The 12662-nt window shown below is 67.0% G+C and carries 12 protein-coding genes, 1 pseudogene and 1 riboswitch; of the genes and pseudogenes, 8 read left to right on the top strand and 5 right to left on the bottom strand.

Annotation, left to right across the window (positions count from 1 at the left end; translation table 11 throughout):
* Positions 1-2: 2 nt before the first annotated feature.
* A complete protein-coding gene (locus tag ON43_RS43890; RefSeq protein ID WP_083913680.1) occupies positions 3-179 on the bottom strand; it encodes a DUF1737 domain-containing protein in 177 nt (58 codons plus the stop codon).
* A gap of 17 nt (positions 180-196) precedes the next feature.
* On the opposite strand from ON43_RS43890, the gene prpB reads away from it, so the two are divergent.
* Genes prpB through ON43_RS24335 form a run of 3 tightly spaced genes read left to right on the top strand, consistent with a single transcriptional unit; the run spans position 197 to position 2855 of the window.
* A complete protein-coding gene (gene prpB, locus ON43_RS24345; RefSeq protein WP_086008009.1) occupies positions 197-1099 on the top strand; it encodes a methylisocitrate lyase in 903 nt (300 codons plus the stop codon).
* Between the two features lie 5 nt (positions 1100-1104).
* On the top strand, positions 1105-2238 hold the full coding sequence (locus ON43_RS24340) for a bifunctional 2-methylcitrate synthase/citrate synthase (RefSeq protein ID WP_040811143.1): 1134 nt from the start codon (positions 1105-1107) through the stop codon (positions 2236-2238).
* A gap of 38 nt (positions 2239-2276) precedes the next feature.
* Positions 2277-2855 carry a hypothetical protein gene (locus tag ON43_RS24335; protein WP_157514166.1) on the top strand — a complete coding sequence of 193 codons (579 nt, stop codon included), beginning with the start codon at positions 2277-2279 and terminating at the stop codon, positions 2853-2855.
* 54 nt (positions 2856-2909) lie between these two features.
* Here ON43_RS24335 and metE read toward each other — a convergent pair whose 3' ends face one another.
* A complete protein-coding gene (gene metE / locus ON43_RS24330) occupies positions 2910-5255 on the bottom strand; it encodes a 5-methyltetrahydropteroyltriglutamate--homocysteine S-methyltransferase (RefSeq protein ID WP_157514165.1) in 2346 nt (781 codons plus the stop codon).
* A riboswitch (cobalamin riboswitch) is annotated at positions 5241-5443 on the bottom strand. It overlaps the preceding gene by 15 nt.
* A 141-nt stretch (positions 5444-5584) precedes the next feature.
* On the opposite strand from metE, the gene ON43_RS24325 reads away from it, so the two are divergent.
* Positions 5585-7036 (top strand): amidase, encoded by a 1452-nt coding sequence (locus ON43_RS24325; protein WP_040811139.1) that lies wholly within the window; start codon positions 5585-5587, stop codon positions 7034-7036.
* 73 nt (positions 7037-7109) lie between these two features.
* Positions 7110-7190, top strand: a pseudogene (locus ON43_RS47050) (PIG-L family deacetylase); the annotation flags it as partial.
* A 189-nt stretch (positions 7191-7379) separates the two neighbouring features.
* Here the strand turns inward: ON43_RS47050 and ON43_RS24320 are convergent.
* The gene (locus ON43_RS24320) at positions 7380-7820 is read right to left on the bottom strand and encodes a VOC family protein (RefSeq protein ID WP_040811079.1); all 441 of its coding nucleotides are present in this window, start codon (positions 7818-7820) and stop codon (positions 7380-7382) included.
* A 338-nt stretch (positions 7821-8158) separates the two neighbouring features.
* On the opposite strand from ON43_RS24320, the gene ON43_RS24315 reads away from it, so the two are divergent.
* The 3 genes from ON43_RS24315 to ON43_RS24305 all read left to right on the top strand — a co-directional run bounded on the left by ON43_RS24315 (position 8159) and on the right by ON43_RS24305 (position 10309).
* Entirely contained in the window at positions 8159-8905 is a 747-nt protein-coding gene (locus ON43_RS24315) for a helix-turn-helix domain-containing protein (protein WP_051179127.1), read from the top strand.
* Positions 8906-8961: 56 nt separating this feature from the next.
* Positions 8962-9366, top strand: a complete 405-nt coding sequence (locus ON43_RS24310) for a VOC family protein (protein ID WP_040811078.1) — start codon at positions 8962-8964, stop codon at positions 9364-9366.
* A 127-nt stretch (positions 9367-9493) separates the two neighbouring features.
* Entirely contained in the window at positions 9494-10309 is an 816-nt protein-coding gene (locus ON43_RS24305; protein ID WP_040811077.1) for a MerR family transcriptional regulator, read from the top strand.
* Positions 10310-10419: 110 nt separating this feature from the next.
* Here the strand turns inward: ON43_RS24305 and ON43_RS24300 are convergent, their stop codons facing one another.
* Both ON43_RS24300 and ON43_RS24295 read right to left on the bottom strand, forming a co-directional pair.
* Entirely contained in the window at positions 10420-11244 is an 825-nt protein-coding gene (locus tag ON43_RS24300; protein WP_040811076.1) for an alpha/beta fold hydrolase, read from the bottom strand.
* Between the two features lie 138 nt (positions 11245-11382).
* A partial coding sequence (locus ON43_RS24295; RefSeq protein ID WP_040811075.1) for a serine/threonine-protein kinase occupies positions 11383-12662 on the bottom strand: 1280 nt, incomplete at its 5' end.

Below are 12662 nucleotides of genomic sequence, written 5' to 3'. Positions count from 1 at the left end.
GTTCAGTCCTCTCCCCACACCACCGCCTGTGCGGCGATGACCGAGGTGCCGTTGAAGGTCACCGACGGCGATCCGTACAGCCGGTAACCCTCGTCCAGCAGGGCGCTGATGCGCTCGCAGAATTTCGCGTCATCGGGTCCGGTGATCATTCGGTAGCGCAGGCGCGGCTGGTCGGTCATGGTGCCAGCCTAGGCGGGTGGGTGCGGTGAGCGGGCTCACGACGGGGGAGAAGCGGGCCGCACTGCAGGCGGGACTGGCGAGCGGGCGGATACAGCGCTGGCCGGGAGCGCTGAATCCCCTTGTGGCCAAGGTGATTCAGGAGATCGGCTTCGAAGGCGTGTACGTGTCCGGGGCCGTCGTATCGGCCGAGCTGGGGTTGCCGGACATCGGGCTGACCACGTTGACCGAGGTGGCCGAGCGGGGTCGGCAGATCGCGCGGGTCACCGATCTGCCGGTGTTGATCGATGCCGACACCGGGTTCGGGGAGCCGATGAACGCGGCGCGGACCGTGCGATTGCTCGAGGAGTCCGGGCTGGCGGGCTGTCATCTGGAGGATCAGGTGAATCCCAAGCGCTGCGGGCATTTGGACGGGAAATCGCTGGTGCCGGTCGAGGACATGGTGCGGCGTTTGCGGGCGGCCGTCGGTGCGCGCCGGGATCCGGATTTCGTGATCTGCGCGCGCACCGACGCCCGGGGCGTGGAGGGGCTGGGCGCGGCGATCGACCGGGCCAAGGCCTATGCCGACGCGGGCGCGGACCTGATCTTCACCGAGGCGCTCCAGACCGCCGAAGAGTTCGCTAAATTCCGTGCTGCCGTCGATATCCCGCTGCTGGCCAATATGACCGAGTTCGGCAAATCCGAGTTGCTGTCCGCCGGCCAGCTGGAGTCGCTCGGCTACAACGCCGTCATCTATCCGGTCACCACCCTGCGCCTGGCCATGTACGCCATCGAGACCGGATTGCGTGAAATCGACCGAACCGGAACGCAATCCGCGCTCCTGAACCGCATGCAGACCCGGTCCCGCCTGTACGACCTGCTGGACTACCGCGGCTACAACGCCTTCGACGCCGACATCTTCAACTTCACCGTGAGCGAGTGATTCCCATGACCGACATCAAGAAGGGCCTGGCGGGCGTCGTGGTCGACACCACCGCCATCTCCAAGGTCGTCCCCGAAACCAGCACCCTCACCTACCGCGGCTACGCCGTCCAGGACCTGGCCCGCCACCGCTCCTTCGAAGAGGTGGCCTACCTCCTCTGGCACGGCGAACTTCCCAATCCCCAAGAGCTCCAAGCCCTCTGCCAACGCGAGCGAGCCCTCCGCACCGCCGACCGCTCCCTGCTCGCCCTCATCGCCCGCCTCCCCGAAACCTGCCACCCGATGGACGTGGTCCGTACCGTGGTCAGCTACCTCGGCGCGGAAGACCCTCTCGAAGACCGTGGCACCGGACGAAATGAACTACTGGCCAAGGCTTTACGGCTGACAGCCGTCCTGCCCACGGTCATCGCCGCAGACCTGCGCCGCCGCCGCTCCCTCGATCCCATCCCACCCGATCCGTCCCGCGGTTTCGCCGAGAACTTCCTCCACATGTGCTTCGGCGAATCCACCCCCACCGCACCGCATCTCGACCCCCGCCTGATCCGAGCCTTCGAAACCTCCCTGATCCTCTACGCCGAACACAGCTTCAACGCCTCCACCTTCGCCGCCCGTGTCGTCACCTCCACCGAATCCGACATGTACAGCGCCGTCACCGCCGCCATCGGCGCATTGAAGGGCCGCCTGCACGGCGGCGCCAACGAGGCCGTCATGCACACCATGCTAGAAATCGGTGACCCCGCCCAGGCTCGAAAATGGCTGCGGGAAAAGCTCTCCCGCAAGGAAAAGGTGATGGGCTTCGGCCACCGCGTCTACAAACGCGGCGACTCCCGAGTCCCCACCATGAAATCCGCCCTCGAAGACATAGTCGCCGTCACCGGCGGCACCCAATGGCTCGCCATGTACACCGAACTAGAATCCCAAATGCTCGAATCCACCGCCCTCAAACCCAACCTCGACTTCCCCACGGGCCCCGCCTACTACCTCCTGGGCTTCGACATAGACATGTTCACCCCCATCTTCGTCATGTCCCGCATAACCGGCTGGACCGCCCACATCCTCGAACAATCCGCCTCCAACACCCTCATCCGCCCCCTCTCCGAATACGTGGGCGTCCCACCCCGCCACCTCGACGTGGCCTAGTCTCGATTCCCGCTTGGCTCGTGCCAGAATTGGCGGTCGTGAGTGGCAAATGGTTGATGCTCGGCGGTGTGACGGTGGTATTGCTCGTATCCGGTTGTGCGGCAAAGGATGACCCGTCCTCCTCGGCCGGGCCCAGTAGCTCGTCGGCCCCGGCGCAGACGACAACCGCGCCGCCCGCGGGCCCGGTGGATATCGTGATCGGTCAGCCCTTCGAGCTGTCGAACAACAAGGGCGTCACCGCGAAGGCGACGTTGTCGGCGGTTGAGGTCAACCCGCTGTGCACGAGCCCGGCAAGCCCGCTGCTCATCCCGCTGCCCGGCACCAAAATCGTTCTCCAGCTCGACATTCAGACGACTGTCATGCCACCCTCGTCGCTTTCGGGGACGTGGTTCAGCGGGCTCTCCCGGGACGGCGTCACGACCGACTCGGAACTCGCGACAGGCAAATGCGCCAGCCGGGAGCCGCTCCCCGCTGTCTCGCAGCCGAATACGCGATATCAGGGCTGGCTGACCGTCGAGTCGACCAATGCGCGGCAGCGGCCGTACACCCTGTTGCTGCGGGACCCGTCGGACACCAGACCGCAACCGGCGGTCTTCCGAATCGCCTTACCCAACTGATGTTCGCGCAGGCCGCCCGGCAGTCGGAATCGACTGCCGGGCGGCTTCATTCGGTCAGCGGAGGGTGTGGGCGGCTTGGACCATGTTGTGGAGGGACGCCTCTACCTCGGCGGGGCCTCGGGTTTTGAGGCCGCAGTCGGGGTTCACCCAGAGGCGGTCGGCGGGGACGGATTTCAGGGCCTCGGTGAGGGATTCGGTGATTTCGGCTGCCGAGGGGATTCGCGGGGAGTGGATGTCGTAGACGCCGGGGCCCACGCCGAGGTGGAAGCCTGCGGCGTTGAGGTCGTCGAGGACTTCCATGTGGGAGCGGGCGGCCTCGAGGGAGGTGACGTCGGCGTCCAATGCGGCGATGGCGTCGATCACCTCGCCGAATTCGGAATAGCAGAGGTGGGTGTGGATTTGGGTGGCGTCGGAGACTCCCGAGGTGGATAGGCGGAAGGCGGTGATCGCCCAGGCGAGGTAGGCCGCCTTGGCATCCGCTCGCAGGGGGAGGAGTTCGCGCAGGGCGGGTTCGTCCACCTGGATGATGCGGATGCCTGCTGACTGGAGGTCTACCGTTTCATCGCGAATCGCCAGGGCGACCTGGTTGGCGGTGGTTTCCAGGGGCTGGTCGTCGCGGACGAAGGACCAGGCCAGGATGGTGACCGGGCCGGTGAGCATGCCCTTGACCGGCTTGTCGGTCAGCGATTGGGCGTAGGTGATCCAGTCCACCGTCATGGGTTCGGTGCGGGTGACGTCGCCGTAGAGGATGGGCGGGCGGACGCAGCGGGTGCCGTAGGACTGGACCCAGCCGTTGGCGGTGGTGAGGAAGCCGCGGAGTTGTTCGGCGAAGTATTGGACCATGTCGTTGCGTTCGGGCTCGCCGTGGACGAGGACGTCCAGGTCCAGTTTTTCTTGCAGCGCAATGACTTCGGCGATTTCGGCGCGCATGCGGTCGCGGTACTGCTCGGCCGTGATCGTGCCCTTGCGGAGCGCGGCGCGGTCGCGGCGGATGGCGGGCGTCTGCGGGTAGGAGCCGATCGTGGTGGTTGGCAGCGGAGGCAGCGGGAGTCGCTCCTGTTGCAGGACACGACGTTCCGCGGCGGGAGCGCGGCGGGTGGCCTCCGGGCCGAGGGCGGCCAGGCGGGCGCGGACGGTGTCGTCACGCAGGCGCGGGTCTGCGGCGCGGGCCGCGAGAGCCGCACGGGCGGAAGACAATTCGTCCGACACCGACTCGGTGCCTGCGTGTAGGGCGGTGGCGAGCAGCCGCACCTCGGCGACCTTCTCCGCGCCGAAGGCCAGCCAGGACCTCAGCTCCGGTTCGATCGCGGTTTCGGGCTCGAGCGAATACGGCACGTGCAGCAGCGAACTGGAGGTCGAGACGGCCAGCGCGCCGGTGCCGCCGAGCAGCGTGCCCAGCGTGGTCAGCGCGCGATCGAGGTCCGTGCGCCACACATTGCGGCCGTCGACGACGCCCGCCACCACCAGCTTTCCGGCCAGCGCCGGCACCGAGCTGACGTCCTCGACGGTGGTTCCGGCCGTGAAGTCCAGGGCCACGCCCTCGATGGCGGTGTCCGCCAGGACCGGCAGCGCCGCGCCCGGATGCCCGAAATAGGTGGCCACCAGCAGCGCCGGACGCTCGGCGGCCGCCGACAGCCCTTCGTACACATGCCGGACCAGCGCGAGTTCCGCGTCGGACAAGTCGGTGACCAGCACCGGCTCATCGATCTGCACCCACTCCGCGCCCGCATCGGCCAAGCGCCGCAACAGTTCCTGATACAGCGGCAGCAGGTCGTCCAGCCGGCGCAGCGCGTCGCCCTCGGCATCCTTGGCGAGCTTCAGGAAGGTGAGCGGTCCGATCACCACCGGCCGCGCGGGCACCCCGAGCGCCTTCGCCTCGGCCAGTTCGCCGAGCAGCTTCTCCGGGTGCAGGGCGAATTCGGTCTCGGGCCCCAATTCCGGAACCAGATAGTGGTAGTTGGTGTCGAACCACTTGGTCATCTCCAGCGGTTCGACCTCCGCCGTTCCGCGCGCGGCCGCGAAATACCGGTCCAGCGGGTCGGCGATTCCGGCCACCCGCGCCGGTAGCGCACCGAACATGACCGCCGCGTCGAGCATGTGGTCGTAATACGAGAAGGTGCCCACCGGCACCGAATCCAGTCCGGCGGCGACCGATTCGGTCAGCTGCGTTGCGCGTAGCTCGCGCCCCACGGCATGCAATGCGTCGGCGTCGATCCGTCCGGCCCAATAGGACTCGATCGCTGTTTTGAGCTCCCGACGCGGCCCGATTCGAGGCAGGCCCAGCACCGTCGCGGTGAAAAAGGGAATGTTGGTCACGGGTATTCTCCAGTGCTCCAAGTCCACTGGCCTCCGCCACAGTCCACGAGGCGGCGACCGCCGGATACGGCGTACCCGGCGCATTCGGCAGGTATTCGGACTCGCAGGCACCGGCCTCACGGCCGACCTAATGGCCGTCGCTTCCCAGGCTCACGCCCAGTGCTCATGACGGCGGTCGTTCCTGCATACCGCTGCGGGACAGTTCCGGATTCCCACCGGATTCCCTCTCGCCGGAACCCCCTTGCGGGCGAACCGGTTTCGACGCCCGGGGCGCGGCGAGATCCGATCTCGGCCACACCCGGGCGAACCGACTGCACTCTCGAGCATAGAACCAGGGGCATCCGATGGATGCGTCGCCCCTTGTGTGAATTGACATTTTATGGCCCCCGCGACCTCCCCTTATGGTCGGATTCATGGAGCGGAATTTTCAGTCGGCCGAAGCACTTTCAGCTGCTCTGCGGGCCGGTGAGGTGACCTCGCTGGAACTCACCGACGAGGCGATCGCCGGTATCGAGCGCGACGACAAGGCGATCAACGCGATCTGTGTGCCGGACTTCGACCGGGCGCGTGCCGCGGCCCGCGAGGCCGATGCGGCGCGTGCCCGTGGCGAGGACCGGCCGCTGCTCGGTATTCCGGTGACGGTCAAGGAGTCCTTCAATATGGCCGGGCTGCCCACGACGTGGGGCATGCCGCAATACCAGGATTTCGTCCCGGCCGAGGACGCGCTACAGGTGTCGCGACTGAAGGCCGCCGGCGCGGTGATCCTCGGCAAGACCAATGTGCCGCTGGGCCTGCAGGACATCCAGAGCTTCAACGAGATCCACGGCACCACCAACAACCCGTGGGATCACACCCGCACCTCGGGCGGATCCTCCGGCGGCTCGGCGGCGGCGCTGGCCTCCGGATTCGGTGCACTGTCCATCGGCTCCGATCTGGCCGGTTCCCTGCGCACTCCCGCGCACTTCTGCGGCATCTACGCCCACAAGCCGACAGTCGGCCTCGTGGCCACCCGAGGCATGATCGCCCCACCCAGTCCGGCCCTCCCCACCGACCTCGACCTCGCCGTGGCAGGCCCGATGGCCCGCACCGCCCGCGACCTCACCCTCCTGCTCGACGTCATGGCCGGCCCGGACCCCCTGACCCACGGCATCGCCTACAACCTGACCCTGCCGCCCGCCCGCCACGACCGCCTCGCCGACTTCCGGGTCCTCGTCCTCGACGACCACCCGTTCATCCCCACCAGCTCCGCCGTGCGCGCCGGTGTGAGCCGCGTGGCCGACGCCCTCTCCGACAGCGGCGCCCGCGTCGAACACCACAGCCCCCTGCTACCCGATCTAGCCGAAGCCGCAAGGCTTTACCGCCAGCTACTCTTCTCCGGCTCCGTAGCCCGCTTCCCCGTCGACGCCTACGCACAACTACAAACCCGCGCCGCCGCCCTGAGCCCGGACGACCAGACCCTCGATGCCGACATGCTGCGCGCCATGGTCATGACCCACCGCGACTGGCTCGAAGCAACCACCCGCCGCGACCTCCACCGCCAAGCCTGGCGCCACCTCTTCACCGAATTCGACGCCGTCCTCTGCCCCATCACCCCCACCCCCGCCTTCCCCCACGACCACAACCCCGACCCCCTATCCCGCCGCCTGGACATCGACGGCACCCCCCACCCCTACTTCGACCAACTCGTCTGGGCCGGCGCCGCCACCATGCCCGGCCTCCCCTCCACCGCCATCCCCACCGGCCCGTCCCCGGAAGGCCTGCCGGTGGGAGTGCAACTCATCGGCCCGATGTTCGAAGACCGCACCCCGCTGCGTCTGGCCGAACTACTCGAGCAGAAGATCGGCGGCTTCCAGCCCCCGAACTGATTGCCACCGTTCAGGATTGGATGAACGCGAGGAGCCCGGCGATGACCGCCCGAGGCCGCACCGATGACCTTGAGTGGCCTTTCCCGCGCACCCGGACGACGAGATCATCCTGACCGGCGGCACGCTGGCGAAACTGGCTCACGCCGGTCACCGGACAGCGACCGGATCCGGCCTACGTCAACACTATTCAGCCCCTTTTGACAGAAAGCTGCATAAGTTCCGCGATAAATGTTGGCTGAGGCCGGATGCGTGCCGGTGCACTCATCTGGCCGGGATCCGATCCTGACACCAGTTAGCCGCGACCCGGCGAATAGTGCCCGTCGGAGTTCGTAGCCGAGTTGTGTCAGTTCGGTCTGTTGCCGTGCAGAAAGTAGACGACCTCCCACAGGTGTGCGTCGGGGTCGGCGAAGTAGCCTGCGTAGATTCCCCAGGGACGTTCCAATGGTGGGCGGACGATGGTGCCGCCTGCCGCTTGGACGTGTTGCAGGACGTGGTCGACGTCGTCGCGGTTGTCGACGAAGTAGCCGAGGCTCATTGGGGAGCCGGTGATTCGGTCGAGTGTCACGTCGGCGTCCTTTGCCAGGTCGTCGCGTGAGTACAGCGACAGGATCAGGCCGTTGTCGAGGGTGAACATGGCGGCTGCGCCGCCGGGGTTGTCGTGGTCGCCGACGTATTCGGTGCCGATGATCCCGGGTGAGGACAGCCCGAGTGCCTCCCGATAGAAGCGCAGTGAGCGCTCGAGGTCTTGTACGGCGAGGGTGAGGGCGGTGATGTTGGCTTTCATGTCGGAACTCCTCTGGCCGGCTGTCTCAGGCGCTTTCGTTGTCATTGCCGACAGGTGCGTCGCTGACAGAGTCAACGCGGGCGAGGTCGACAAAGTCTTGTAGGAATCGGACATTCGCCGCCCGGCCGGCTGCCGAAAGGCAGTTTCCGGCCAGTTTCGGTGCCTTGGTGCACGTTTCGGCCCCATGATCGACTCGGACTGCCCTGTCATGCCGCGCCGGGCTCGGGAAGCTCGTCGAGGCGTCGGCCCTGGACCGGCGGGAAGTAGCACGCTTGATCCGGTTCCAGAGGCCTCGCCGGGGTGAATGCGGTTCGGGTCGGCGGTGTTAGTTTGTGGTCGTGAGCGTGGAGTCGGCCGGGGGTGTCGAGCAGCGTCTGTCCGATTCACCGTATGTCGAGCGGGTCTATCGGGCCGGGGCGATCGCCGGGGTGGTGCCGGCGCGGATGCGGTCGGTGGCCAATTCGAACTGGGAGCTCGTCGTGTGGCGCGACGGCGGGGAGACGCATGTTTCGGTCCGGGGGCCGGAGACCGGCCCCACGGTGCTCGAGCTGGGGCCGAGTGCGGGCGAAACGCTGGGGATCATCTTCCGGCACGGGGCATTTCTGGCGCCGATGCCGGTGTCGGCGCTGGTCGACACCGCGGTGTCGAGTCCACACACCACGGCTCGCTCATTCGTGTTGCAGGGCCAGGAGTGGGAGATTCCGGACTACGACAACGCTGACACCTTTGTGGACCGCCTGGTTCGCGCTGGACTGCTGGTGCGTGATCCGCTGGTCACCGACGTACTTCGTGGTTATACCACCACTTTGGTCACTCCCCGGTCGGTGCAGCGGCGGGTGGCGGCGGCGACCGGTTTGACGCAGGGCGCGATCAGGCAGATCGAGCGGGCCAGACAGGCCGTATTGCTGTTGCGGCAAGGGATCCCGGCGATCGAGGTGGCGCAGCGGACCGGCTACCACGACCAGCCGCACCTCGCGCGTTCGATGACTCGTTTCATCGGCCGCACGGCGTCCCAACTTCGGTACGCCGACAGCGACGAGATGCTGTCGCTTCTGTACAAGACCGAGACCGAGGTGCGCCCTTAGGTTTTGTGGTGTCGCCGGGAACGCCCGGCACACCGAAATCCTTGGAGAGGCACGTCATGGCATTCACTCAGATCTACGTCAACTTGCCGGTCACCGACCTGGAGGCGAGCAAGAAGGTGTACACGGCGCTGGGCGGCACGATCAATCCGGACTTCACCGGGGACACCTCCGCCCAGGTGGTCTTCGCCGATGCGATCGTGGTGCAGCTGATGACGCGCGAGACGTTCGCGACCTTCACCAAGCGAGACACCGCGGATGGTCCGATCGAGGTGATCAACGCGCTGGCCGTCGGATCGCGTGAAGACGTGGACCGCTTCGCCGACGCGGCGCTGGCGGCGGGCGCCACCGAACCGCGGGAGGCCCAGGACATGGGCTGGCTCTACAACCGGGCGGTCGACGACCCGGACGGCCACAGCTGGGAGCTGCTGGCCTACAACCCCGGCGCGGCCGACCACGAGTGATCGGAACATCGGCCACCTACCTGCACGGCCGATTACGTGGTGCCGGGGAGGGTGTGGCTTGACCTTCCCCTTGGGGTCGGCCGCACTCTCGATGCCAGGGAAGTTCCCCGGGAATGAGGAGGCAAGGGTGGAGTTGCTGACCATCGGCGCGTTTGCGCGGCTGGCCCGGCTTTCGCCGAAAGCGCTACGCCTGTACGCGGACGCGGGGATCCTGCCGCCCGCGCGGGTCGATCCCCATACCGGCTACCGGTGGTATTCGCAGACACAGTTACCGCAGGCCCGCCACATCGCGCGGCTGCGGCAGCTGGACATGCCCCTGGCCAGAATCGGTGAAGTCTTCGCCTGTCCGGCCGACCAGCGCGCGCAGGCCCTGACCGAGTATTGGATCGAGCAGGAGCGTGCGTTCACAGCCAAACGGCAGCTGGCCGATTTCCTCATCACCCAATTGACAGGAAAGAAGGTCGCCATGTACCCCGTCTCGGTCCGCACCATTCCCGAGCGCGCCCTGCTGAGCCGCACCGAAAACCTCGCTGCCGATCGCATCGGCGAGTTCGCGACACCGCTGTTCGCATTGTTCGGTGGCCCGTCGGTGCCGCGACCGGACGGCCTCGCAGGCCTGCCCTTCCTGCGATACCACGGCGAACTCGGTCCCGATGACGACGCTCCGGTCGAATTCTGCTGCCCGGTCCGAGCATCCGACCTCGACACGGTCGCCCAGCGTTTTCCGGACATGCTCGTCCGCAACGAACCCGCGGCACGCGAGGCATACGTCGAAGTCCCCAAATCCGCGATGACCACGGCGCTCGGATTCGAGTCGCTGCACCAGTGGCTACTGGAGCACAACGAGCAATCCGACTGGCGACCGCGACAGATCTTCCTCCGCGATCCCACCCGAGCCGACGAATCCGACACCGTCTACGAGCTGGCAGTACGCCTGATCTGACACTTCATCGAAGCGGGAAGGTCGAGCGATCGGGGCGGGTTTCGGGCTTCGTGCTCGTTGACGAGTTCGATAGACCTGGCGCGCCCCGGGCTCGGTGGGGTTGTCGCCGTTCAGGATTGGATGAAGGCGAGGAGGTCGGCGTTGATGGTGGCGGCCTCGGTGGTGGGCATGCCGTGCGGGAAGCCCGGGTAGGTCTTCAACGTGCTGTTGGGCAGCAGTTCCGCCGAGCGGACGCCGGTGTTCTCGATCGGGACCACCTGGTCGTCCTCGCCGTGCAGGACGAGGGTGGGGATGGTGATCTTGGTGAGCTCTTCGGTGAAGTCGGTCTGGGAGAACGCGACGACACCGTCGTAGTGGGCCTTGGCGCCGCCCGCCATGCCCTGCCGCCACCAGTTGGCGATGACGCCCTCCGACGGCTGCGCGCCGGGGCGGTTGTAGCCGTAGAAGGGGCCTTCGGCGAAGGTGCGGAAGAAGTCGGCGCGGCGGGTGGCCACCTGCTCCTGGATGCCGTCGAAGACCGACTTGTCCAGGCCGCCGGGGTTGTTCGCGGTCTTCACCATGATCGGGGGCACGGCGCTGATCAGCACGGCCTTGGCGGCGCGGTCCTGGCCGTGGCGGGTGAGGTAGCGCACGACCTCGCCGCCGCCGGTGGAGTGGCCGATGTGCACCGCGTTCGACAGGTCGAGGTGGTTGACGACCGTGGCGAGATCGTCGGCGTAGTGGTCCATGTCGTGGCCGTCGGCGACCTGGGCGGAGCGGCCGTGACCGCGGCGGTCGTGGGCGACCACCCGGAAACCCTTGGAGAGGAAGAACATCAGCTGGGCGTCCCAGTCGTCGGACGACAGCGGCCAGCCGTGGCTGAAGACGATGGGTTGTCCGCTACCCCAATCCTTGTAGAAGATCTCGACGCCGTCGGCGGTGGTGACGAAAGGCATATGGGACTCCTTGCGATCGGATATTTCGATGCGCAGCCTGGAGCATCGCTGCAAGCTCAGTGTGCGTGAGATGCGGGGAGGCGCGCCCCGCGCTACGGGCCACGATTGCCGCGATTTCGGCCATCGATTCGTCTCGGGTCAGAGGACCTTCACGATGGCGGGGACCACTTTTTGGATGACGACGTCGGGGGAGCGGTCGGTCCAGGTTTGGAAGGCCTGGGTGGTGGCGGGGTCGTCGAGGATGACGAGTTTGGCGTGGGTGGTGGAGTAGGTGAAGGAGCTGGGGAGGCCGCGCAGGCCGCCGTTGGCTGCTTGTTTGTCGGTGCGGACGATGATGATCACGTCGATGTCGGGGATCGTGACGCCGTCGGGGGAGAGGGGGCGGGTGGTGGAGGTGTCGTCGGATTTGGGGCGGAAGTCGGAGTCGGTGGCGTAGCGGAAGCCGATGTCCTGCAGGAATTTCGCCTGGGGGCTGGTGCTCAGGTCGGAGGACAGGGAGTTGTCGGCGAAGTTGTAGACGGCGATGGTCTTGTTCTGGAAGGTGGGGTGGGCCGAGCGGACTTGGGCCAGGGAATCGGTGGGTGCGGTGGTGGTGACCACGGGGCCGCCGGTCGAATCATGATTGACGGCGATATAGGCAACGGTGCCCGAAAGGCCCAGCAGGGCAAAGATTGCCGTGGCGAGCAGGGCGCGGCGGACGAGTTTGGATCGGGTCGGCGGGCGGGGTCCGATCCGTTCGGTGGGCGGCTCGTCCTCGACAATCGGTGGGATGAAAGGTATTTGGCCTCGCATCGCGATCTCGGCATCCCGGGTGAAGTCGCGGCAGGTGTCGTAGCGGTGGGCCGGATCCTTCGCCAGCACCTTCGCGATCACGGCATCCAGGGCCGGAGGCAGGCCGGGGCGTAGCGTGCTGAGCGCGGGCGGCGGGTCCTGGAGGTGGCCGAGAGTTGCTTGGGCCAAGGAATTCACGGGGAACGGTGTCCGCCCGGTCAGCAGCTTCACGAAAGCGCAACCGAGACTGTAGATGTCGCCGCGATGATCCAGCGGCCCGGCCACCAGCCGCTCGGGCGGTGCGTAGGCCAGCGTGGCCATCAGGCTGTCGGTGGCCGTGAGTTCCCGGCCGTCCGAAATCGATTTGGCCACACCGAAATCGGTGAGCAGCACCCGCTCCTCACCCTCCGGCAGCGAGACATCGTCCTCGCCGCGCGAGAGCAGGAAATTGGCGGGCTTCACATCCCGGTGCAGCAGCCCGCGCCGATGCGCGTGATCGAGCGCCTTGCCGACCTCGGTGATGATCCGCAGCGCCCGCCACGGCGTCATCCCCTCCGGATGCCGCTTCAATTCGATCGAGGCGTCGGTGCCGGGCACGTACTGCATGGCGATCCACAGTCGCCCGTCCTCCTCGCCGCGCGCGTAGA

Origin of the sequence: Nocardia concava NBRC 100430, from assembly GCF_000308815.1 — a bacterium.
GTDB classification, from domain to species: Bacteria; Actinomycetota; Actinomycetes; order Mycobacteriales; family Mycobacteriaceae; genus Nocardia; species Nocardia concava.
Note: the sequence above shows the minus strand (reverse complement) of the source record. Positions and strands in the feature narration are given on the sequence as shown.